Raw genomic sequence first — 21,129 nt, 5'->3', positions numbered from 1 at the left:
GGGCGCGGAGAGGTGTATAAGAGACAGGCTCACGGCGGAGGCCATCGAGGCGGGGGAGCCCGGGGACGGCTCGGCGCAGGCCCGGCTCTTCCTGGCCGAGTCGCTGGTGCCGGGCCGGGCGGGGCCGGAGGGGCGCACCGTGTCCACGGGCGGCGTGGAGCCCGCGTCCCTGGGAGGCCGTCCCGCGCAGCGGATCCGCGCGGAGCTGGAGGGGGTGGGGGGCCGGACGCTCCTGGTGGCGTGGTTCGTGCCGCGCGGAGAGTGGGTGTACCGGCTCGTCTTCACCTGGCCGGGGGCCTATCCGGCCTACGCGCGGGTGGTGGAGCGGATGACGGCGGACGTGCGCTTCGACGAGCCCGCGAGCCTGCGGGTCGCCCGGGCCCGGGCGCTGCTGGTGCCGGGCGTGGCGGGGCCGCTGCGGGAGCTGGGCCATGCGTTGCGGCGGTGGGGGCTGGCGGCGGACGCGGTGGAGCCGCTGTCGTCGGCGGTGCGGCTGGCTCCCACTCAGGTCGACACGCGCGTGGAGCTGGCCCGCGCGTACTTCGAATCCGGGCAGGTGGATGCGGGCTGTCACGCGGCGGAGGAGGCCCGGGTGTACGGGCCGTCCGACACGGGCGCGCTGGAGGCGGGCGTGCGCTGCGCGCTGGCCCAGGGGGACACCGCCGGAGCGCTCCGGCGTCTGGAGGAGGCGCGCCGCGTGGCCCCCCGGGACCCGCGGCTGCGAGCGGCCGAGGGCGCCTTGAAGGCCGCGGTCGAGGCTCCGGGGCCTTAAGCCCCGCACGCGAGCCTCAGCGCTCTCCGAACGGGCGCACCGCGAGCCCCGCGCCCAGCATCCCCTCGTCGCGCCGGAAGAGGCCCGCGTCGTTCTTGATGCCCGTGGCCGTGAGCCGCACGAGCACCGGCGCGTCGTTGACGGCGAGGACCACGTGCTCCAGCGCGACCTCGCCGCGCGCCCGGAAGTGCGAGCCGCCGTCGAAGTCGAAGCTCCAGCCCGCGAGCCCCGTCGCGCGCAGGGCCCACCGGCCATCCCGCGTCTCCCAGCCCGCGTCGAGCAGCAGGGACGTGAACGGAGACACCTCGTTTTGCGTGCCGTCCGGTGCGTGCCGCAGGGCATGGCTCGCGGCGGGGCCCACGGCCAGCCAGGCCCCCTCCGTGTTCGTGCGGAGCGGATCCAGCAGGAGCCCCACGCGGCCCGTCTCCAGCGTCCACCCGGGCCCCTCCCAGACGCGCCGCTCCAGGTGCGCCGCGCGAGCCGCGAGGGCCACGTCGAACGGGAAGGGGATGCGCCGGGGCCGGCCGATGGTGACGAGCAGCGACCCCTCCTCCACGTGTCTGCGCAGCAGCCCGTCATACGCGGTGAAGGTCAGCCCCTTCCGCTCGCCACCCCAGGCCTCCGTCATGAGCAGCCGGTGCGAATCGAACCACAGCGAGTCCGCCTTGCTGCCGCTGGAGCGCGCCGAGCGGACGAGGAACCCCGTGCGCAGGGCCAGGGCCTCCGCGTCGTCCTGCACGCGCAGTTGCGTGCCCAGCACCCAGCCGGTGCCGGGGTCGAAGCAGGTGGGGAACCTCTCCCCGGCCTCCGTGCGGCCCGTGCAGGACAGGCCGGGCACGGTGCCCAGGAGCAATGCCAGCGCGAGCGCCACCATCGCCGGCCCTAGCCCTTCCCGGGGGCGGACACCGGCGCGGACCGTCTGGCCGGGGCCCACAGGGAGAAGCGCAGTCCGGCCTGCGCGGACCACTCCCAGCCCGCGGGCGCGTTCGCCACGTCGTCACGCCACGTCCCGCGTCCGTCCAGCGTCACGCTCACGGGCTGGTCGTTGATGGCCAGCAGGATGAACTCGTAGCCCGCGCGCAGCCGCAGCCGCTCCGGACGCAGGGGCCGGCCCTCCACGGACTCGGCGAGCAGGACCTTCTGGGCCTCCGCGCCGAAGCGCACGTGGTGGAAGCCGTCCCGGTCCAACGTGAAGTCCCCCTCCAGCACCGCCGCCGGAACCAGGGTGTAGAAGCCGTTCGTCCGGTCGCGCTCCAGGGACGGACCGGCGCGCACGCGCACGTAGGACACGAGGTCCTCCGAGTGCCACAGGTCCAGCGTCACGTGCGTCGCGGCCACGTTGAGGAAGTCCGCGTGCACGTCCTCGCGGCGCACCTGCTCACCGTGAAGCACCTCCATCCAGAAGCCCAGGTTGGCGTAGACGTCGAAGCGCCGGGGGCGGCCGTAGAACGTCGTCACCCGGAAGAGCGGCGCGTTGTTCTGACTGCGGAAGTCATAGCGCAGGAGCGTGGCGTCATACGAAGGCGCGTCCCCTAGGTACAGCTCCGTGTCCAGGAGCGTCATCCGGTGCAGCCGGTCAGGCTTCTCCGGCCACTCCAGCTCCACGCCAAAGTCCACCCGCGCGCGCTCGTCCAGGCGGTCCGTCTCGCGCAGCCAGCGCGGCGCCCAGGCTCCGCCCACGTAGACGCGCCGGTGCAGATCGAAGTTGTACTGGAGCACCCGTCCGCGCTCGTCGCGGTACCAGCCGGGCGGCGCCTCCGCGATGGCGGGCACCAGGCGGTACTGGCGCGTCGTCTCCGGAGTCATCACGCGCGACACGCACCAGTCCGCCCGCGGCAGGGGCTGGTCGGTCTCATGTCCCTGGGAGTCCAGCACCTGGGCGGGCGACACCAGGCACTCCTTCTTCGCGTCGTCGCAGCGCGCGCGCCACTGCCCGGAGGGCACGGCGGGCGTGGGCGGCAGGGCAAGGCACCGTATTTGGACGCCGTCGTAGGGGAACCGGGGAGACGCGGCGGTCGGAACGGCCATCTGGAAGTCCCACGGCTCCGGCTCCGCGGGCGGTTCCGGCGCCTGTTCTACTGGCGCTTCGGCTGAAGCCTCCGGCTCCTCCACCTGCCCGAGCAGCAGGGCACATCCCAGGGTCACCGCTGAAACCAGCATCACTGCTCCTCGTGTCGAGCGTCGAGCGGCCCGCCGCGTTCCGGCCACGTGCTCGGGCTTCGTGACGGGGGGCCTCTACAAGCCCCGTGCCCCCTGGCTGGAGGACGGCCTTTCGCGGACTTGCCCGTGCGGCTGTGCAGGCGCCTGCACAGCCCCTGTGCATCGTGGTGACGCGAGAACGACGCATCCCCTTCCAGGTCGGTCGACCGGCGGGGATGGCGGGGGTATAAGCCCCCCGGTCCCATGGGGTGCATGTGGGGCCGTCCCGGACGACGAAGGAGCACGCGCGCGTGGCAAGCGACGGCGAAAAGAACCCGCAGGGGGAATCCACCTTCACCGAGGCCATCCTCGGTGAGGACACCCTGACGTCTTCATGGGCGAAGCGGTGGCTGGCCCTGTCCCTCACCACCCGCGTCGTCCTGGCGACCGCGGGCTTCGCGGCGCTGCTCTTCGTGCCCTACCTGGGCGCGGTCGGCCTGTGGGACCCCTGGGAGACGCACTACGGCGAAGTGGGCCGGCAGATGATCCAGCGCAGCGACTACGTCTATCCCTTCTGGGAGAACGCGTGGTTCTTCTCCAAGCCGCCGCTCACCATGTGGATGCAGGCGCTGGGGATGAACATCGTCGGCGCGCTCCGGGGCGACGGCGCCATGGGCCTCTACACGGAGTGGGGCATGCGCATGCCCTTCGCCATCCTGAGCATCACCGCAGTGGCGCTCCTGTCGCTGGCGGTGGCGCGCATCGTGAGCATGCGCGCGGGCCTGGCCACCGGCTTCGTGCTGGCCACCATGCCGCTGTACTTCCTGCTCACCCGGCAGACCGTCACCGACACGCCCTTCGTCACCACGTTCGTGTGCGCCATGGCGTGCGCGCTCATCGGGCAGCTGGATGACACCACGAAGCACCGCGCGGGCTGGTGGTACGCGTTCTACGTCTTCGCGGGCCTGGCCTCGCTGGCCAAGGGCCTGTTGGGCGTGGGCCTGCCCGCGGTCATCCTGGTGCTGTACGCGGTGGCCGCCGTCATCCCGTGGAACCGCGAGAGCCTGGAGGCCCACCTGCGCTGGCTCTTCAACGGCGAGGTCCGCGCCCAGGTGCGCGCGGGCACGCGGACCATGCCCGTGCTGTGGGCGCAGATGTACCGGATGAAGCTGGGCACGGGCATCCTCGTGTTCGCGGCGGTGGCGGTGCCCTGGTACCTGACGCTGTGCCTCTTCGACGGCGTGGACGACGAGGGCAAGCTGTTCTGGTACCGCTTCTTCATCCACGACCACCTGAACCGCCTCACCGCGGGCGTGCACACCACCACGCCGGGCGGGTCGTTCACCTACTTCATCGAGCAGGGCGGCTTCGCCATCTTCCCGTGGGTGGCCCTCTTGCCCGGCGCGTTCGCGGTGGTGTCGCGCCTCAAGCTGCGCTCGCGGGACAAGGCGGACCACCTGGCGCTCATCGCCGTGCTGTGGGTGGCGTTCGCGTTCTACCTGCTGGCCTCCAGCGCCACGAAGTTCCACCACTACGTGTTCCCCATCCTGCCGGGCCTGGCCATCCTCATCGCGCTGTTCGTGGACCGGCTGTGGAAGGACGGCATCCACGAGCACGCCGTGAGCCTCATCTTCGGCCTGGTGCTCTTCATCCTGGTGGGCAAGGACCTGGCGGAGAACCCCAAGGACTTCACGGACCTGTTCGTCTACAACTACGACCGGCCCTACCCGCAGGACCTCATCACCAAGCCCATGGCGTTCTTCTCCTCGCGCCCGCTGTGGATGGGCGACCTGGTGACGCTGGTGCTCCTGGCCTTCGGCGTGTACCTGGCCTTCGACGCGTTCTCCTCCAAGGTGAAGACGGAGCGCCCGGCCGCCGGACGCGCCATCGCGCTGGGCCTGCTGCTCACCGGCGGGGCCACGCTGGCCGCTGTCGCGTCGCAGGGGCAGGTGTCCGCGATGGGGCTGTGGGGCGTGGCGCTGCTGGCGGTTTCGGGCTTCCTCATCTGGCAGGCGTCGCGGCCGGAGGAGGCGCCGGGGCGCACGGTGCTCCAGGTGGTGGGCTTTGCCCTGGCGCTGGTGGGCGTGGCGCTGGCGGTGCGCGGCTTCCGGGGCCCGCCCGCGGCGGATTCGCTGTTCAAGGCGCTGTCCGGCACCATCAATGTGAAGGTGGGCATGGGCTTCGCGTTCGGCGTGGCCGGCGTGCTGGCGGCGGTGGCCGCGCTGCAGCGCTCGCGCGTGCTCCTTTTCAGCACCTTCTGGGGCCTGGCCGCGGCGTTCGCGCTCTGGTTCAACTGGGGTCACTGGGTGGACCTGTCCCACCACTGGACGCAGCGCGACCTGTTCTGGCGCTACTACGACCAGCGCAAGCCGGGGGAGCCCATCGCCGCGTACATGATGAACTGGCGCGGTGAGACGTTCTACTCGCGCAACACGGTGGAGCAGTTCCGCGCCAGCGACGCCAACACGCGCATGCGGCAGTACGTGTCGCGTCCCGGCCGCGAGTGGGCGCTGGTGGAGCACAACCGCGTGAACCTGCTGCGCAACGCGGTGGGCTCCGACAAGACCGTCACGCTCATCGACCGGGACATCAACAACAAGTTCGTCCTGGTGACCATCGAGTGAGCATCTACGTCCCGCCTCCGCGCGCGGAAGCGCCCGTGCAGGGAGGCCTGCGCGTGCGCGGGCTGGCGAAGCGCTTTGGCGAGCGCACCGCCGTGGAGGACCTCACCTTCGACGTGCGGCCCGGCGAGGTGTTTGGCCTGCTGGGCCCCAACGGCGCGGGCAAGACGACGACGGTGCGCATGCTGACGGGGCTGCTCAAGCCCTCCAGCGGCGACGCGGAGGTGTGGGGCCACTCCGTCACGCACGACGGCGAGTCGCTGCGCAAGGTGGTGGGGCTGCTCACCGAACAGCCCGGGCTCTACGACCGGCTCACCGCCCGGGAGAACCTGCGCTTCTTCATGAAGCTGCATGAGCTGGATGAGTCCGTCGCGTGGTCCCGCGCGAAGCACTATCTGGACCGCTTCGGGCTGGGCGGCCGCGAGGACGACCCATGCGGCAGCTTCAGCAAGGGCATGCGCCAGAAGCTGGCCATCGTGCGCACGCTGGTGCACGACCCGCGCGTCATCTTCCTGGACGAGCCCACCAGCGGCCTGGATCCGGAGTCCGCGCGCACCGTGCGCGACGCGGTGGCGGAGCTGGCCTCCGAGGGGCGCACCATCGTGCTGTGCTCGCACAACCTGTCGGAGGTGGAGCGGCTGTGCGAGCGCGTGGCCGTGGTGCGCCGCCGCCTGCTGGCGCTGGGCCCGGTGCGCGAATTGCGCCGCGCGGGGCAGTCGCTGGACGTGCGCGTGGAGGGTGACGCGGCGGCGTTCGTGCCCCGGCTGACGGCGCTGCCCTTCAAGCCCAACGTGCTGGTGGAGGGCGGCCGCCTGCGGGTGATGGTGGCGGAGGAGGCCCAGGCGCCGGACGTGGTGGCGTGCCTGGTGGGGCAGGGCGCACGCGTGCACAGCGTGGTGCCCTCGCAGCGCCCGCTGGAAGAGGTGTACCTGGACCTGCTGCGCAAAGAGGAGACGTGAGCATGGCCTTCCGGCCGCGGCGCGCGATGGCGGTGTTCTGGAAGGACTGGCTGGACCTGCGCAAGAACGTGGGCCTGCTCGTGTCCATGGCGGTGCTGCCGCTGGTGATGGTGGCGGTGCCCATTGGCATGGTGTGGACGTACGTGCGGCAGCCGGACCACGCGGACCTGCGCACGGTGGCGCTCTTCTACGACCCCACGCTGCCCCTGGGCGCGAGCGCGGCGCGCTTCCTCATCGACAAGTCGCTCACCGACTGGTTCGGCATCTTCCTGGTGATGCCCGTCTTCATCCCCATCCTCATCGCGTCCCAGAGCGTGGCGGGGGAGAAGGAGCGCCGCACGCTGGAGCCGCTGCTCGCCTCGCCCGTGTCCGCGGCGGAGCTGGTGGCGGGCAAGTGCCTGGCCGCGCTGGTGCCCGCGGTGGTGCTCACCTGGGCCGCCTTCATCCTGTTCTGCGTGGGCGTGGACTGGGTGGCCTGGCCGCTGGTGGGCGCGCCGCTGATGCCCAACACGCTGTGGGGCTTTGGCGTGTTCGTGCTGGCGCCGCTGTTCGCCTTCTTCGGCAACGGCGTCGCGGTGCTCATCTCCGCGCGCGTGAACGAGGCGCGCATGGCGCAGCAGCTGTCCGCGCTGGTGGTGCTGCCCCTGGTGGGACTGGTGGGCGGCCAGGTGGCCGGTGTGCTCAAGGCGGGCCTGGGCTACTACGCCATCCAGGGCGCGGTGGTGCTGGTGCTGGACTTCATCCTGCTGGTGGCCAGCATCCGCCTCCTGGACCGGGAACGTCTGGTCAGCCGCTGGGGTTGAGTCACTGGCGGGTTGGGGAGTGGACTGCCAGGGGGCCGGCCGGACGGGCAGGCGCCCGTGAAGCTGTTATGTTCCGGCGGAGGACGCAGGGGGGAGCGCGATGGCGCTTTCGCCCCGGCGGCCCCGCATTTAGGGGTTGGGGTTACGGAGCTTTGAAGACCTGCCGCCCACGCGGCCACGGAGGCGCTGAAACAGACATGGGGATCTTCGACAGCATCAAGGGCGAGGCGCAGCGGAACTTCATCGCCCGCGCGGACAGCGCGAAGGGTGAGATCGTCTACAAGTATCCGGAGAAGAACGTCCGGATGAAGACGCAGCTCACCGTGGACGCGGATGAGGTGGCGCTGTTCGTCAAGGACGGCAAGGTGGAGGGGAAGCTGGGGCCCGGCCGCCACACGCTGGACACCAACAACATCCCGTTCCTGTCCCGCCTGCTGGAGGGCTTCACCGGCGGCAACATGTTCATGGCGGAGATCTTCTTCGTCTCCAACCGCGAGCACACGGGCGTGAAGTTCGGCGGCCCCATCGGTGACGTGCGCGACCCGGAGACGGGCCTGGGCATCGGCACCATGGTGTACGGCGACTTCTCCATCCGCGTGACGGAGCCGGAGAAGCTGGTGGTGGGCCTGGTCGGCATGGGCCGTGCCACCAACGAGGAGTTCCTGGGCTGGTTCAAGGGCCAGGTGCTCAAGGTGACGCGCGACCGCACCGCCGAGCTGCTGGTGAAGAAGAAGTGGCCGCTGCTGGACGTGACGAGCGGCGCCTACGTGGAGGAGATGGAGCAGGAGATCCTCGCCGGCCTCAAGCCGCACGTGGACTCCTACGGCCTCACCATCGTCCGCATGGGCAACTTCGTCGTCAGCATCAAGCCCGAGGACGAAGTCACGCTGAAGAAGCTGTCCAAGGACGTGGCGTACTCGCGGCTGGCCGGCGGCTTCCAGCAGTACGCGCAGGGCCAGGCGATGCTCGGCGCGTCCGAGGGCATGGCCAAGGGCGGCGGCGGATCCGACGGCGCCATGCAGGGCATGGGCATGGGCATGGGGTTCGGCATGGCGCAGATGTTCGCCAACCAGCAGAACCAGCAGCAGCAGCAGCGCCCCGCGGAGCCCGCGCAGGCGGCCGCTCCGGCGGACACGCGCAGCCCGGCGCAGCGGCTCAAGGAGATCAAGGAGCTGAAGGACGCGGGCGTGCTCTCCGACGAGGAGTACGCCGCCAAGCGAGCGGAGCTGATGAAGCTGCTGTAGTCCCGCTGACGCGCTGACTCAACGAGAGGGCCCTGTCTCCCGAGGTGGGAGGCGGGGCCTTCGTATTTCTTCAGGGCGCCTTCGCGCCGGGTACGGCGAGGCGCAGGTGTTCGTGCAGCGTCTCCGCGCGCAGGTAGAGGAACTGCACGTCGCCGAAGGCCAGCGTGGCGCCGTCGTGGAGCATCACCTGGGCCTTGAAGGCCAGGGGCGCGCCGTTGATGAAGGTGCCGTTCATGGACTGGGCGTCGCGCACGGCGAAGTCCCCGGCGCCCGCGTTCCAGCGCAGGGTGGCGTGGTGCTGGGACACGGAGGGCTCGGGGATGATGAGGTCGCACGCGTCGGTGCGGCCCACGGTGAACTCCTCGCCGTCCTGGTTCGGCTCGAGGAAGTGCACCTCCAGGTTGTCGAAGTCGCGCAGCATGGCGAGCAGCCGCTCCTCCATGCGCGAGCGGTGCGCCATCCCCACCGTGCGCAGGCCCACCATGCCGGAGGCCACCACGGCCTTGAAGGCCGCGTCCACGGGCTGCTGGATGAGGGCAATCGCGCCGGACGCGGAGCGGAAGGACTCCAGCGAGGCGCTCGCGAAGGGACGGAGCTGTTTCACGGACACCATGGCTTGGGACCCTACGTGCAATGGGTGGGGACGGGAAGGGGCCGCGCGTGCCTACGAGGCCAGGGGCGTGGCGTCGGCGCGGGGCATCTGCGGCACCGACGAGGCCGGCGTCTTGGCCGGAGCCGCAGGGGGCGCGGGCGTGTCGTCCAGCCGGCGCAGGTCCAGCTTCATGGGCACCTGGAGCGTGGTGCTCAGCCGCAACAGCAGCACGTCCGGCGCCAGCCCGTTCTCACCGATGGCCTGCGTCAGCTCGCGCGCGGAGGGCGCGGCGCCCCGGGCCCAGAGCTCCTTGAGGAACGCACCGGCCTCCGGCGCGTGCCACCACGCGGGACCGAAGCGCGCCTTCAGCTGGCCCTGGAGCTGCCCGGCCAGGAACCACGCCCGGAAGCTGTCCGCGGACTGGTAGAAGTCCTCCTGGTCCACGAGGTAGCGCTCCACGTCGTCCGCCGTCATGGGCATGGCGCCGGTGCGCGCCATCAGGGCCCGGTAGAGCTCGCGCGGATCCACGTCCGTGCGGCGGTGCAGCTCCAGCTGGTAGAGCAGCCGGCCCGCCGCGTGGCGGATGAGGTACAGCTTGTGCGCGCTGGAGGCCGCCAGGTACTGGGCGCGCTTGTCCGCGTCCCCCAGCACGCCCGCGTTCTCCTCCAGCCACACCGGGTCCTCCAGCAGGTCCTCGAAGAGCGCCGAGTACGCCTCGCCCACGGTGGGGTTGCCCAGCCGCGCCAGCTCGAAGCGGGGCTCCTGCGTGAAGGCCGTGTGCAGCAGGTGCCCCATCTCATGCAGCACGCGCCCCTGGTGCAGCACGCCCGTGCCCGGCTTGAAGGACAGCCGCACGTCGGACGGCACCTTCACCGCCATGGCCAGGGGACGCGGGTTCTTCCGCGGCAGGTCGCGCGCGTCCACCTTCACGTTGGGCAGCGCGTTCAGGTCGATGCCCAGCCCCGCCACGGTGGCCTGCGCCTTCGCCAGCGATTCGCCCTTGGGGAAGGCGTCCTCCACCTCGCGCGAGCGGAACAGGCGCGGGATGTCCGCGCGCGTAATCTGCGCGAAGGGCAGCCCCAGCTCGCGCTGGGAGAGCCGCTCCATCACCAGCCGGTACGGCTCCTGCGTGGCCTGGAGCACCTCTTCCGCCAGCTGCGCCAGCCGCTCCAGGTCCGCCTGGCGCAGCTCGCTGCCGAAGGCCTCGTAGGACTCGAAGCCCATCTGCTTCACCAGCTCGTTGGTGCGCGCCTCGCGGCGCAGCAGCGTCTGGTTGAGGCGGGTGAGCGCGGGCGTGGCCGCGGCGTAGAGCGCCTTGCGCTTGAGGGCGCTCTTCTCGTTGGCGAGCAGCCGCTCCAGGTCGTGGTAGCGCACCTCGCGCCCGTCCACGCTCAGCTTGAGGGAGGCCTCCAGGTTGGCGGTGGCGTCGTTGTGCTCGGCCAGCTCCCGCGCCAGGAACTCACCGGCGAAGTGGCCGTGCAGCGCGGTGAGGGCGCGCAATTCACGCGGGTCCTTGGTCAGGTGCCGGAGCCGGTCGATGCGGCGCAGGTTCTCCAGGCTGAACAGGTCCTGCTTGCCACTGTAGGTGGCGGCGATGTCCACCGCCTTGCCCTCCGTCCAGTAGTCCCACACGAGCCGGTGCTGTTCCTCCAGCAGGAGGGCGGACTCCTTGGAGAGGGCATTCACCTCTCCGGTCAGCTGCTCTTCCTCGTTGGGAGGGGGGGGCACCACCGGGGGCGGCGCCTTGTGACAGGCGCTCAGCAAACACACGGCGGCGGCGAGGAGGGATGGAATCCTTGGGGACATGGGCCGCCCATGTTACTTCCGACCTGCCGATGCCCAACGTAAACCCATGGCGGGCGGCCCGAGGACGCCAGGGCCTCTACTCCGCCCTGCGCCAGTTCTTCGCAAGCCAGGGATACCTGGAAGTTGAGACGCCGCTGCTCGTGCCCACCCCCGGCATGGAGCCGTACATCTCCGCCTTCGAGACGCCCTTCGTCCCGGAGACGGACCTGGGCAAGGCGCGCACGCTCTACCTGCACACCAGCCCCGAGTACGCGATGAAGCGCCTGCTCGCTCAAGGGGCCGGGCCGCTGTTTCAAATCTGCAAGGTCTTCCGCAACGGCGAGGTCTCCCAGACGCACAACCCGGAGTTCTCGCTGCTGGAGTTCTACCGGCCGCACGCGGACTACCACGCCATCATGGACGACCTGGAGGGCGCGCTGGTGGCGGCGGGCCGCGCGGCGGCGGACGCGAAGGAGGGGGAAGCCGGCGCGGATCCCGCCTTCTTCACGCGCACCCCGTATGAGCGCGTGACGGTGCGGGACGCCGTCCTGCGGGCCACGGGCGTGGACATCCACGTGCACTCGGACGGCGCGTCGCTCAAGCGGGCGGCGGAGGCCATTGGCGTGCACACCGGGAGCTCCACGTCCTTCGACGACGTCTTCTTCCACCTGTTCCTGGAGCGGGTGGAGCGCGGCCTGGGCCATGAGCGGCCCACGTTCCTCATTGAGTACCCCGCGTCCATGGCCGCGCTGTCCCGGCTGAAGCCCGGCGACGCGCGCGTGGCGGAGCGGGTGGAGCTGTACTCGAAGGGGCTGGAGCTGGCGAACGGCTTCTCTGAATTGACGGACGCGGTGGAGCAGCGCGCGCGGCTGGTGGAGGAGCAGGAGCTGCGCCGCAAGCTGGGCCGCGCCGTGTATCCCCTGGACGAGCGCTTCCTGGAGGCGGTGGGCCGCATGCCGCCGTCCGCGGGCATCGCCGTGGGGCTCGACCGAATCCTGATGCTGCTGCTCGGGGTCCAGCGCATCGAGGACGTCCTCCTGTTCCCCGCGCACGGGTTCGTCTGATGCTCAAGGTGCTCCAGACGGTGTTCTCCGGCACGGCCACGGTGAGCCTCACGGGCGTCGCGGCCGCGACCATCACGGTGCTGTCGGAGCTGGATCAGCACCCGGCGGCGGACAAGGTGCTGCGCGCGTGGGCGCTCTCCGGCCTGGCGTCCGCGGGCGTTCGCCATGAGGCCCATGGCCTGGAGAACATCCCGCGCGAGGGCAACGTCGTCTTCGTGAGCAACCACCAGTCGCACTTCGACGCGCTGGTGAACTTCGCGCACATCGACAAGCACACGCGCTACGTCGCCAAGGCGGAGCTCTTCAAGGTCCCCGTGTTCGGCCGGGCCATGCGCGTCGCGGGCAACATCCCCGTGCAGCGCACCGGCGGCGCGGATGACCGGGCCCGGCTCCAGGAGGCCGTCATGGCGCTGCGCGAGCGCGTCAGCGTGCTGTTCTACGCGGAGGGCACGCGCAGCCCGGACGGTCAGCTGCGGCCCTTCAAGAAGGGCGCCGCCACGCTGGCCATCCAGGCGCAGGTCCCCGTGGTGCCCCTGGCCGTGTCCGGCACAAGGCTCATCCTCCCCAAGGGGGGCCGGGCCATCCAGTGGGGCCAGCGGGTGGCGTTGGTGGTGGGCAAGCCCGTGCCCACCGAGGGACTGACGTTGGCTGACCGGGATACCCTTACCCGCCGCCTGGAAGAAGCGGTGGCCGGGCTGTACGCCGAGGCGCGCGAGCGCTCGGGAGACACTCCATGAAGAAGAGCACCCAGACCCCGTCGCAGGCCCACCCCTGGCACGGCATCTCGCCCGGGCCGGAGGCCCCGGAAGTCGTCACCGCGTACATCGAGATCGTCCCCACGGACGCGGTGAAGTACGAGATGGACAAGGAGTCCGGCATCCTGATGCTGGACCGGCCGCAGCGCTTCAGCAGCCAGTGCCCCACGCTCTACGGCTTCATCCCGCGCACGTACTGCGGCGAGCAGGTGGCGAAGCGCTGCGCGGAGCGCACCGGCGTGAAGGACATCCACGGCGACGGGGACCCCATCGACATCTGCGTGCTGACGGAGAAGGTCGTCTCCAACGGCAACCTGCTGGTGCACGCGGTGCCCGTGGGCGGCTTCCGGATGATCGACGGCAACGAGGCCGACGACAAGATCATCGCGGTGCTGGAGTCGGACCTCGTCTACGGCGAACTCCAGTACATCGCGCAGCTGCCGCGCCCGCTGCTGGACCGCCTGAAGCACTACTTCCTCACCTACAAGCAGATTCCGGGCGAGGGAAAGCGCAGCGTCGAGATCGCGGAGGTCTACGACCGGCAGGAGGCCATGGAGGTCATCCGCCGCAGCATGCGCGACTACGACAAGCTGTTCGTGGAGCCGGAGGCGAAGCCGGCGAAGAAGTCCGCGGCCAGGAAGGCCCCGGCTTCCAAGTCCGCGGCCAAGGGCCCCACGGGCCGCGGCAGCCGGAGCGGCAAGTAGCCTTGAGTCCCGGAGTCCCACCGCGCCGCGAAGGGATGGACTCCCTTCCAGCGCGTGGGCCGTCCGCGTGCCTCGCTCCCTCTCAAGAACGGCGGGCGCGCTTGGGCGCGGGCGTGGCGGCGCGCTTGCCCCGGGCCGGAGCGGCGGGCTTGCGCGCCGTCTTGGCCTTGGCGGCGGAGGCCGTCTTGGCGACCTTCTTCGTGGCCTTCTTCGTGGCCTTCTTCGCCACGGTCTTCACGCGGGCGGCGGCCTTCTTGGCCACGGCCTTCACCTTGCTCACGACCTTCTTGGCGGCCTTCTTCACCGGGGCCACGGCCTTGGAAGCGGAGGCCTTCTTGCCCGCGGCGGCCTTGGCCGGCTTCGAGGCGGGGCCGGGGACGGCGGTGCCCCGGGCGGGGAGCTTCTCCACCAGCTTCTTCGGCGCGATGGCGCGATAGCTCTCGTCGATCCACGCCTTGATGACGGGCACCGGCACCTGCGAGGCCTCCTCGAAGTGGGCGGTCACCCAGCCGCTCTTGCCCAGGCCGTACTCGGTGGGCTCGGTGAAGGGCAGCGTGAGGGCGGCGTCCTTGGAGTCGGGCAGCTTGGCGGAGAGGTTCAGCTTCTCGCCGTCGACGGTCATGAAGAGGAAGGTCTTGTCGTTGACCTTCATCGCGCGGTGGCCCCAGGGAAAGTCCTCGTGGGCGCCGGGATAGCTCAGCGCATGTTCGCGCAGTACCGCTTCGACCTTCTGCGTCTCGTTCTCTGCGGGCATGGGCACCTGGCTTCGTTGTGGGTCGCGACAGCTTAACCGCACCTGTCGCGTCCAGCGTATTCCCCAATGTGTCGGAGACCTTGGCCCTAGGTACGGGATGGGGGGCGCGCTTAGTCTCGGGGTCAACGATAAGGAGTCGTCTCCCGATGCCCCAGTCGCTGCTCGCCACGGATGGCTACAAGTTCAGCATGGCGGAGGCCGGCTGGCCCCTGCGGAAGGAAACGTTCTACTACTCGCACCGCAAGGGCGGGCCCCAGGTGATGCCGCTGGACCTGGAGGCGTGGGTGAAGGCGCTGCTGCCGGACCCGCAGCCAGAGGACTACGCGTTCCTCGCCCGGCACGACTACGAGATGGGCGTGGGCTTCAAGGCGGCCATCCTGCGCAAGGCGCAGCTGTCCGTGCGCGCGATTCCCAGGGGCTCGCTGTTCCTGCCGCGCGAGCCCATCCTGACGATTACCGGCCCCTCCGCGCTGGTGTCCTGGCTGGAGCCGATGCTGCTGCAGCTCAACTACCGCGTGCAGGTGGCCACGCAGGCGCTGCAGGACCGCGAGGCGCTGGCCCGGACGCTGGCCACGGTGACGTGCGAGGAGGAGAAGCGCATCGCCCTGGAGACGTTGGACCAGGTGGGCGTGCGGGCCGTGTCCATCCAGGTGGACACGGAAGGCTACGTGCGGCGCGTGCGGGCGCAGGTGAAGGAGCTGGTGGACATCGTCGAGGACCCCTCGCGCATCTTCGAGGTGGGCCTGCGCGCGGCGACGTGTCTGGAGCAGCACGAGCTGGCCCTGCGCGCGTGCCAGGAGGCGGGCGTGCAGCGCACGAGCAACGTGGAGGGCGCGCGCGTGCTGGGCATGATTCCCGTGGGCACCATGGGCCATGAGCACGTGCAGCGCTACGGCTCCGACGACGCGGCCTACCGCGCGATGCACGAGCGCCGGCCGCAGCGCTCCAGCTACCTCTTGGACACCTTCGACACGCTGACGTCGGGCATCCCGGCGGCGTTCAAGCTCATCTCGGAGGACCCGCAGGGTGGGGACTCCATCCGGTTCGACTCCGGGAACAAGAAGCTCCAGTACCTCTACGCGGTGACGCGCGCGCGCGACCTGGGCATCAAGCCGGTCATCATCCTGGAGGACGGCCTGGACGCGCAGGCGACGCGCGAGTTCGAGGAGCTGCGCAAGCAGGTGGGCTGGGAGCCGACGACGCAGTTCTACGGCTACGGCGGCCACATCGTGGCGCGCACCATGCCCCATGCGCTGACGCGCGACCGGGTGGCGGCCATCTACAAGCTGTCGTGCTCGGGCGCGACGCCGGTGATGAAGTTCGGCAACGAGCTGGCGGAGGGCAAGCAGAGCGTGCCGGGCACGCCGGTGCTCTTCCGCCGCCGCACGGGCTCCGGGCCGCTGGGGCTGGTGGGGCAGGCGGGGGAGGCGACGCCCCAGGGGTACTTCCCGCTGATGGACTCGGCCCCGTCCGCGCCGTCGCTGGTGGGCACCGAAGGCCTCACGCCGGAGGAGCAGCGCATCGGGTACACTGCCACCACGCAGGCGCTGGTGGAGTCCCTCACCCGGCGCCACTTCCCGCAGGGCCGCTGACCGCAGGACAAGGCGCGGCGGCCCATGCGGGCCTGGAGAGGACGTCATGCCGCTGCCCCTGCCCCGGTTCCACGACGAAGCCCGCGTCGGCCAGCTCTACCTGGAGCGCGTGGCGGAGGTCTCCGAGGAGGCCTGGCGCTACGCCGCCGAGCACCGCGTGCGTCCGGCCCGCGAGGACACACTCCGCATCGCGGCGTTCGGCATCGACGCGCAGGTGGCCTTCTGCACGCCGGGCGCGAGCCTCTTCGTCCCGGGCGCGGTGGAGGACACGCAGCGCACGCTGCGCTGGCTGTACGCGAACCTGGAGCGGCTGACGGGGCTGGTGTTCTCCCTGGACACGCACCGGGCCTTCCAAATCTTCCATCCCGGCTGGTGGAGGGACGCGGAGGGCCGTCCGCCCGCGCCCATGACGGTCATCACCGCGAAGGACGTGCGGGAGGGCCGCTGGCGGGCGACGCGCCACCCGGAGGAGAGCCTGGCGTACTGCGAGGGGCTGGAGGCGAGCGGCCGGTACGTGCTGACCATCTGGCCGTACCACGCGCTCCTGGGCGGGCAGAGCCACGCGCTGGTGCCGGCGATGTACGAGGCGAGCCTCTTCCACGCGCTGGTGCGGGACACGCCCACGCACTTCGAGCTGAAGGGCGAGCACCCGCTGACGGAGAACTACTCCGTGATGGCGCCGGAGGTGACGGAGGTGAAGGGGCAGCGCGTGGGTGAGTTCAACGCGCGGCTGATGGAGCACCTCATGTCGTTCGACCGCGTGTACGTCTTCGGTCAGGCCAGCTCGCACTGCGTGATGTCCACGCTGAGGGACTTGCAGCAGTACCTGGAGCGCACGGACACGTCGAAGCTCCAGCGCATCCACATCCTGGAGGACGCGATGAGCCCCGTGCCCGCGCCTCCGTTGAAGCCGCTGCCCGCGGCGCTGGACTTCCCCCGCGTGGCGAAGGAGGCGCTGGAGGGCTTCAAGGCCGCCGGGATGCGCGTGGTGCGCACGACGGATCCGATCGCGCCGTAGCTACCGGCCCAGGTGCGCGAGCGCCCACCGGGTGGTGGCCTCGCGCAGCGTCTCCCGGGCGGTGGCGCCGGGGCGGGCCTGTGCGTTCAGTTCCACCACCTCCTGGAAGAGGGACAGGTCCGGTCTGTTGTCCCGCTGCACGACCCCCGCGAAGAGCACCACGTGCGTGCCCTGCGCGCGCGCCAGCCTCGCGAGCGCCACGGGGCCCTTGCCCATGGACGTCTGCCGGTCGAAGCGCCCCTCGCCCGTGAGCACCAGGTCCGCGAGCAGCACCCGCCTGTCCAGACCCAGCGCCCGCGCCACCAGGACATACCCGGAGGTGAGCTTCCCACCCCCGAGCGCCGCGAGCCCGTAGCCCAGGCCTCCCGCCGCGCCCGCGCCGGGGAGGTTGGCGGTGCCCTCGTCGACGATGCGGCAGAAGGTGGCCAGTGCCGCCTCCAGCTCCTCCACCGCCACCGCGTCCGCGCCCTTCTGCGGACCGAAGAGGCGCGCGGCGCCGTCGTTTCCCAGAAGCGGTGACGTCACGTCCGTGGCGATGAGCAGCTCCACCTGTTCCAGGCGCGGGTGTCTGCCGCTCGCATCCACGCGCGAAAGCCTGGCGAGGCTCGCTCCACCCGGAGGTAGCGGCGCGCCGTCCGCGTCCAGGAAGCGGAAGCCCAGCGCCTCCAGCGCGCCCTTGCCGCCATCCGTGGTGGCGCTGCCGCCCAGGCCGACGATGAGCCGCTCGCAGCCCGAGTCCAGCGCCGCGCGCATCAGCTCTCCCGTGCCGTGCGTGCACGCGGCGCGCGCGTCCCGCTGCTCCGGGGGGACCCGCGCGAGCCCCGAGGCCTGCGCCATCTCCACCACCGCCGTGCGCCCATCATCCAGCCGCGCCCAGCAGGCCTCCACGGGCGTGCCCATGGGGCCGCGCACGGTGAGCGGCAGCCGCTCGCCCTTCGAGCCCGCGAGCAACGCGTCGAGCGTGCCCGGCCCTCCGTCCGCGAGCGGCGCCACGTCCAGCACCACGTCCAGCGAGGCCTCCCGCAGCCCCTCCGCCATGGCCTCCGCGGCCTCGGCCGCGGTCAGGGTGCCCTTGAACTCCTGGGGCGCGATCAACCAACGGGGGGGAATCATGCGCGAGCACCCACGGGCGTGGACATGGCGGGACTCGGGTGGGCGCTCTGCCACCACGTCTGCGGCATGGACTTCATGGTTCCTCCCGGGCCGGGGCGGTACTGACCCCCGCATACCATTCCAGGAGGGGACGTGGCCCTCGCAGTGACGGCATCACGCGCTGTGAAATCCGCTCCAACCGCAGGAGCAGCCTGGAGACCTCCTCCGACGGCTGGCGCGCGGGGCCCTGGATGCGCTGACAGAAGAAGGTGCGGCAGCCGAACGGCCGGTCCGCGTACACGGTGCAGCGCAGGCCCGCCGCGTCCAGGTAGGGACAGCCGCCGTCGGCCCTGGGGGGCGGAAGGGGCTTGCTGCGCTTGAGCAGCTCCCACTCCGGGAGCCACAGCCAGGGCTGGCGCTTCGTCACCGCCAGCTGGCAGCACTCACCGCTCGCCGGGCACGAATACGGGGCGTACGCCTCGTCCGCCTGCCGGTAGACGGTGCGCGTCTCCTGGAGGGCGCGCTCCAATGCCCGCGTACCGGACGCGGGGGCCTCTTCGTCTGCGTCGTCCCAATCCCGGCGTGCCATGCCTCAACCGTTCCCGCACGTCGGGGGCCGATGGATGGACCCCCTGGATGGGTCCCACCCTATCTCACAGCATGCGCAGGACGAAACATTTGAGGTAGCGCGTCTCGCGCAGGTTGAGGAGGACGGGGTGGTCCCGGCCCGCGCCCCGGCGCTCGATGATCTGCACCCGGCGCTTCGCGTCCGACGCCGCGGAGGCGAGCATCTCCTCGAAGGCCTGCTCATCCACGTGGTACGTGCAGCTCGCGGTCACCAGGATGCCGCCGGGGCGCAACAGCTGGAAGGCGCGCAGGTTGAGCTCCTTGTAGCCGCGCAGCGCCGCCGGGATCGCGTCCTTGTTCTTCGCGAAGGAGGGCGGATCAATCACGATGGTGTCGTAGCGCTTGCCCTCGTCCACCGCGTCGCGCATGAAGTCGAACGCGTTGGCCGTCACCACCTCCAGGTTGGTGAGCTTGTTGGACTGGGCGTTCTCGCGCAGCTGCGCGGAGGCGGACTCGGAGATCTCCACCGCCGTGACCTGCTTCGCGCGCGTGGCCAGCTGGAGCGCGAACCCGCCCACGTAGCTGAAGCAGTCCAGCGCCTCGCCGAAGGCGTACTGCGCCGCCATCACGTGGTTCTCGCGCTGGTCCAGGAACGCGCCCGTCTTCTGGCCTTCCAGCAGGTCCGCGCGCATGCGCACCAGGCCTTCGTCGAAGGACACGGGGCCTGGCGGCAGCGCGCCTCGCAGGAGCCCCTTCTCCGGGAGCAGGCCCTCCAGGTGGCGCACGCTCACGTCGGAGCGGTTGACGATGCCCTTGGGGTGGAACTGCTCCTCCAGCAGGTCCGCGATGAGCGCCTTGCGCTGCTCCATGGCGGGGACCAGGAACTGCACGCTGAGGTAGTCGCCGTAGCGGTCCACCACGAGCCCGGGCAGGCCGTCCGCCTCGCCGTGCACCAGCCGGTACGTCGTCTCACCCGGCAGCGCCAGCTTGCGCAGCGCTTCGGCGGACTGGAGGCGCTGGCGGAAGAAGTCCACGTCCACCGCGACGTCGTCGTTGGTGAGCCAGCGCAGGGAGATCTTCGACTGCTTCGAATAGAAGGCCTTGCCCAGGAACCAGCCCCGGCCGTCCACCACGCGCACCACTTCACCGCCCTGGAGGCCGGGGTCGCCGTTCAGGTCCGCGCGGTAGATCCACGGCGGGCCCGCGAGCCACCGGTCGGAGCCCCGGCGCAGGAGCATCACCTGGGGCGTGCCGTCCGGGCCCAGCTCCGGGGACGTGCGGTCCGGGCGGAGCTTCTCCGGGCGCTGGCCGTGCTTCTCCGGGCGGGCGCCGGGCTTGCCGCCGCGACCGGGGGGAGGGGAGCCGGGCCGGCCGGTGCGAGGGGGAGAGGTGGGCTTCATCGAGGCATTCCCGGAGGCAAAGAGGCTGAAGGAGACCGCGCGGCGTATACTCGCAACCCGCGTGAGTTACGAGTTGGTCCTTCAGGCGCGAACCCCAGGCGCCCCCTATGACCCGGCCCGGGTGGACGCCCTCCTGGCCGCACGCCCGGGGACCGTCCGTCCGGACGGCGTGCGCGAGTGGGACCTGGGGGTGGGCACCGTGGAGGTGCTGCCCCTCCACGACGGCAAGCGGGTGGTGGGCACGGAGCTGCGCGTGCCGCTGGAGGACCGCGAGGAGCTCATCCGCGAGGTCCTGGTGGAGGCCGCCGGCCTGGCCCACAAGGCCCAGCTCCGGCTGTTCGACCCGCAGCTGGGAGAGGTCCTCTCGGGCTCGGCCACGGAGCGGGTGGTGGAGCAGTACCTGCGCACGGAGCACTACCGGCGCACCGCGAAGCCCATGGAGATCACCCCCGGCCTGGAGGAGGCGATGGACCGGGCCGCGCGGGTGGACAGGCTGGGCCTGCCGCCCGAGCGCATGTCGCTGAGCACGCGGCTGGTGCTCTTCGCGGTGGGCGGCTTCGCCATCCTCTTCTTCGTGATGCGCTACCTGATGGAGCAACTGAACGGGGAGTGAGCGCGGGAGTGAATCTGGCGTTAACGTGCCCCCGTGCTCAAGGCCCTCGTCATCGTCTGCATCCTGTTGCCCCTGGCGGAGCTGTACCTGCTCATCACCCTGGGGCACCACATCGGATTGGGGGCCACGCTGGGCCTCCTGGCGGCCTCCGCCGTGCTGGGGAGCCTCATCGCCCGGAAGCAGGGCGAGAAGGTCTTCCGCAACTGGCGCGAGGCCATGGGCGGGGGCGGCGTGCCCGAGGAGGGCCTGCTCAACGGCGTGCTGGTGCTGGTGGGCGGAGCGCTGCTCATCGCGCCGGGGTTCATCTCCGACGTGATGGGGCTCCTGCTGATGGTGCCGCCGGTGCGCCGCGTGGTGACGGCGCGGGTGCGGCGCTCGCTGGAGCAGACGCTGATGTCAGGCTCCGTGCGCTTCACGCAGGTCGGGCCCGTTCCGGGCGAGGATCCGTTCCTGGACGCCCGGCGCTTCGACTCGCAGGAGCCGGCCGCGAAGGTGGAGCCCTCGGAAGACGGCTCCTCCACCTTCCGCCGCCCCCGGAGCGAGGGCGGCGAGGTGGACGCGGAGTTCACCAGCGACGAGGAACCCCGGGGGTAGCGGGCACGCGCTGGGGTGAGCCGTTCCAGCGCGGCGTCACGGGCGTGGGGGTGGGCATGGG

At 71.1% G+C, this 21,129-nt stretch carries 20 protein-coding genes; 12 read left to right on the top strand and 8 right to left on the bottom strand.

Features of this window, described 5'->3' with window-relative positions; genetic code table 11:
• Positions 1-139 precede the first annotated feature (139 nt).
• On the top strand, positions 140-772 hold the full coding sequence (locus D7X96_RS34180; RefSeq protein WP_208647421.1) for a tetratricopeptide repeat protein: 633 nt from the start codon (positions 140-142) through the stop codon (positions 770-772).
• Between the two features lie 16 nt (positions 773-788).
• Here D7X96_RS34180 and D7X96_RS34175 read toward each other — a convergent pair whose 3' ends face one another.
• Together D7X96_RS34175 and D7X96_RS34170 are read right to left on the bottom strand one after the other, a co-directional pair.
• The gene (locus D7X96_RS34175) at positions 789-1,646 is read right to left on the bottom strand and encodes a hypothetical protein (protein WP_121771632.1); all 858 of its coding nucleotides are present in this window, start codon (positions 1,644-1,646) and stop codon (positions 789-791) included.
• Between the two features lie 8 nt (positions 1,647-1,654).
• Positions 1,655-2,932, bottom strand: a complete 1,278-nt coding sequence (locus tag D7X96_RS34170) for a hypothetical protein (RefSeq protein WP_121771631.1) — start codon at positions 2,930-2,932, stop codon at positions 1,655-1,657.
• Positions 2,933-3,222: 290 nt separating this feature from the next.
• On the opposite strand from D7X96_RS34170, the gene D7X96_RS34165 reads away from it, so the two are divergent.
• The 4 genes from D7X96_RS34165 to D7X96_RS34150 all read left to right on the top strand — a co-directional run bounded on the left by D7X96_RS34165 (position 3,223) and on the right by D7X96_RS34150 (position 8,538).
• Positions 3,223-5,535 carry an ArnT family glycosyltransferase gene (locus D7X96_RS34165; RefSeq protein WP_121771634.1) on the top strand — a complete coding sequence of 771 codons (2,313 nt, stop codon included), beginning with the start codon at positions 3,223-3,225 and terminating at the stop codon, positions 5,533-5,535.
• Positions 5,532-6,491, top strand: coding sequence for an ABC transporter ATP-binding protein (locus tag D7X96_RS34160; protein WP_208647420.1), 960 nt, complete (start codon positions 5,532-5,534; stop codon positions 6,489-6,491). Before D7X96_RS34165 ends, D7X96_RS34160 begins: the two co-directional genes overlap by 4 nt.
• Positions 6,492-6,493: 2 nt before the next feature.
• Positions 6,494-7,294 carry an ABC transporter permease subunit gene (locus D7X96_RS34155; RefSeq protein WP_120551997.1) on the top strand — a complete coding sequence of 267 codons (801 nt, stop codon included), beginning with the start codon at positions 6,494-6,496 and terminating at the stop codon, positions 7,292-7,294.
• Between the two features lie 197 nt (positions 7,295-7,491).
• A complete protein-coding gene (locus D7X96_RS34150) occupies positions 7,492-8,538 on the top strand; it encodes an SPFH domain-containing protein (RefSeq protein ID WP_120551996.1) in 1,047 nt (348 codons plus the stop codon).
• A gap of 70 nt (positions 8,539-8,608) precedes the next feature.
• Here D7X96_RS34150 and D7X96_RS34145 read toward each other — a convergent pair whose 3' ends face one another.
• Entirely contained in the window at positions 8,609-9,151 is a 543-nt protein-coding gene (locus tag D7X96_RS34145) for an FHA domain-containing protein (RefSeq protein WP_120551995.1), read from the bottom strand.
• Positions 9,152-9,202: 51 nt separating this feature from the next.
• On the bottom strand, positions 9,203-10,936 hold the full coding sequence (locus D7X96_RS34140; RefSeq protein WP_121771630.1) for a chromosome segregation protein SMC: 1,734 nt from the start codon (positions 10,934-10,936) through the stop codon (positions 9,203-9,205).
• 29 nt (positions 10,937-10,965) lie between these two features.
• Between D7X96_RS34140 and epmA the strand changes: the two genes are divergently transcribed.
• The 3 genes from epmA to D7X96_RS34125 are packed head-to-tail and all read left to right on the top strand — an operon-like array spanning position 10,966 to position 13,438.
• On the top strand, positions 10,966-11,979 hold the full coding sequence (gene epmA / locus D7X96_RS34135) for an EF-P lysine aminoacylase EpmA (RefSeq protein WP_121771629.1): 1,014 nt from the start codon (positions 10,966-10,968) through the stop codon (positions 11,977-11,979).
• Complete coding sequence (locus D7X96_RS34130) at positions 11,979-12,716, top strand: lysophospholipid acyltransferase family protein (RefSeq protein ID WP_244219823.1); 738 nt, start codon at positions 11,979-11,981, stop codon at positions 12,714-12,716. The genes epmA and D7X96_RS34130 overlap by 1 nt, the downstream gene beginning before the upstream one ends.
• Entirely contained in the window at positions 12,713-13,438 is a 726-nt protein-coding gene (locus D7X96_RS34125) for an inorganic pyrophosphatase (protein ID WP_120551991.1), read from the top strand. The genes D7X96_RS34130 and D7X96_RS34125 overlap by 4 nt, the downstream gene beginning before the upstream one ends.
• A gap of 82 nt (positions 13,439-13,520) precedes the next feature.
• On the opposite strand, the gene D7X96_RS34120 is transcribed toward D7X96_RS34125, so the two are convergent.
• Entirely contained in the window at positions 13,521-14,192 is a 672-nt protein-coding gene (locus D7X96_RS34120) for an MmcQ/YjbR family DNA-binding protein (RefSeq protein WP_121771627.1), read from the bottom strand.
• A 146-nt stretch (positions 14,193-14,338) separates the two neighbouring features.
• Here D7X96_RS34120 and D7X96_RS34115 point away from each other — a divergent pair, with 146 nt between their 5' ends.
• The gene (locus D7X96_RS34115; protein ID WP_120551989.1) at positions 14,339-15,784 is read left to right on the top strand and encodes a nicotinate phosphoribosyltransferase; all 1,446 of its coding nucleotides are present in this window, start codon (positions 14,339-14,341) and stop codon (positions 15,782-15,784) included.
• 46 nt (positions 15,785-15,830) lie between these two features.
• Positions 15,831-16,802, top strand: a complete 972-nt coding sequence (locus tag D7X96_RS34110; RefSeq protein ID WP_121725469.1) for a nicotinamidase — start codon at positions 15,831-15,833, stop codon at positions 16,800-16,802.
• Here D7X96_RS34110 and D7X96_RS34105 read toward each other — a convergent pair whose 3' ends face one another.
• From D7X96_RS34105 to D7X96_RS34095, 3 genes are all read right to left on the bottom strand, one after another.
• Positions 16,803-17,915: a glycerate kinase gene (locus D7X96_RS34105; protein ID WP_121725468.1), complete on the bottom strand. Its 1,113-nt coding sequence runs from the start codon at positions 17,913-17,915 to the stop codon at positions 16,803-16,805.
• Positions 17,916-17,988: 73 nt separating this feature from the next.
• On the bottom strand, positions 17,989-18,483 hold the full coding sequence (locus tag D7X96_RS34100) for a YkgJ family cysteine cluster protein (protein ID WP_121771626.1): 495 nt from the start codon (positions 18,481-18,483) through the stop codon (positions 17,989-17,991).
• A gap of 64 nt (positions 18,484-18,547) precedes the next feature.
• Entirely contained in the window at positions 18,548-19,861 is a 1,314-nt protein-coding gene (locus D7X96_RS34095; protein WP_208647419.1) for a class I SAM-dependent rRNA methyltransferase, read from the bottom strand.
• 121 nt (positions 19,862-19,982) lie between these two features.
• On the opposite strand from D7X96_RS34095, the gene D7X96_RS34090 reads away from it, so the two are divergent.
• On the top strand, positions 19,983-20,474 hold the full coding sequence (locus tag D7X96_RS34090) for a hypothetical protein (protein WP_120553226.1): 492 nt from the start codon (positions 19,983-19,985) through the stop codon (positions 20,472-20,474).
• 33 nt (positions 20,475-20,507) lie between these two features.
• The gene (locus tag D7X96_RS34085) at positions 20,508-21,068 is read left to right on the top strand and encodes an FxsA family protein (RefSeq protein WP_120553225.1); all 561 of its coding nucleotides are present in this window, start codon (positions 20,508-20,510) and stop codon (positions 21,066-21,068) included.
• Positions 21,069-21,129: the final 61 nt, after the last annotated feature.

Origin of the sequence: Corallococcus interemptor (assembly GCF_003668875.1) — a bacterium.
Classification (GTDB): domain Bacteria; phylum Myxococcota; class Myxococcia; order Myxococcales; family Myxococcaceae; genus Corallococcus; species Corallococcus interemptor.
The sequence above is the reverse complement of the archived record's forward strand: the minus strand, read 5'-3'. Positions and strand labels throughout refer to the sequence as shown.

What these genes read in the sequence shown, in the direction of transcription:
- D7X96_RS34175 (WP_121771632.1), bottom strand. Translation starts at nt 1,646, where the DNA reads ATGGTGGCGCTCGCGCTGGCATTGCTCCTGGGCACCGTGCCCGGCCTG.
- D7X96_RS34170 (WP_121771631.1), bottom strand. Translation starts at nt 2,932, where the DNA reads ATGCTGGTTTCAGCGGTGACCCTGGGATGTGCCCTGCTGCTCGGGCAG.
- D7X96_RS34155 (WP_120551997.1), top strand. Translation starts at nt 6,494, where the DNA reads ATGGCCTTCCGGCCGCGGCGCGCGATGGCGGTGTTCTGGAAGGACTGG.
- D7X96_RS34150 (WP_120551996.1), top strand. Translation starts at nt 7,492, where the DNA reads ATGGGGATCTTCGACAGCATCAAGGGCGAGGCGCAGCGGAACTTCATC.
- D7X96_RS34145 (WP_120551995.1), bottom strand. Translation starts at nt 9,151, where the DNA reads ATGGTGTCCGTGAAACAGCTCCGTCCCTTCGCGAGCGCCTCGCTGGAG.
- D7X96_RS34140 (WP_121771630.1), bottom strand. Translation starts at nt 10,936, where the DNA reads ATGTCCCCAAGGATTCCATCCCTCCTCGCCGCCGCCGTGTGTTTGCTG.
- epmA (WP_121771629.1), top strand. Translation starts at nt 10,966, where the DNA reads ATGCCCAACGTAAACCCATGGCGGGCGGCCCGAGGACGCCAGGGCCTC.
- D7X96_RS34130 (WP_244219823.1), top strand. Translation starts at nt 11,979, where the DNA reads ATGCTCAAGGTGCTCCAGACGGTGTTCTCCGGCACGGCCACGGTGAGC.
- D7X96_RS34125 (WP_120551991.1), top strand. Translation starts at nt 12,713, where the DNA reads ATGAAGAAGAGCACCCAGACCCCGTCGCAGGCCCACCCCTGGCACGGC.
- D7X96_RS34120 (WP_121771627.1), bottom strand. Translation starts at nt 14,192, where the DNA reads ATGCCCGCAGAGAACGAGACGCAGAAGGTCGAAGCGGTACTGCGCGAA.
- D7X96_RS34115 (WP_120551989.1), top strand. Translation starts at nt 14,339, where the DNA reads ATGCCCCAGTCGCTGCTCGCCACGGATGGCTACAAGTTCAGCATGGCG.
- D7X96_RS34110 (WP_121725469.1), top strand. Translation starts at nt 15,831, where the DNA reads ATGCCGCTGCCCCTGCCCCGGTTCCACGACGAAGCCCGCGTCGGCCAG.
- D7X96_RS34105 (WP_121725468.1), bottom strand. Translation starts at nt 17,915, where the DNA reads ATGATTCCCCCCCGTTGGTTGATCGCGCCCCAGGAGTTCAAGGGCACC.
- D7X96_RS34100 (WP_121771626.1), bottom strand. Translation starts at nt 18,483, where the DNA reads ATGGCACGCCGGGATTGGGACGACGCAGACGAAGAGGCCCCCGCGTCC.
- D7X96_RS34095 (WP_208647419.1), bottom strand. Translation starts at nt 19,861, where the DNA reads ATGAAGCCCACCTCTCCCCCTCGCACCGGCCGGCCCGGCTCCCCTCCC.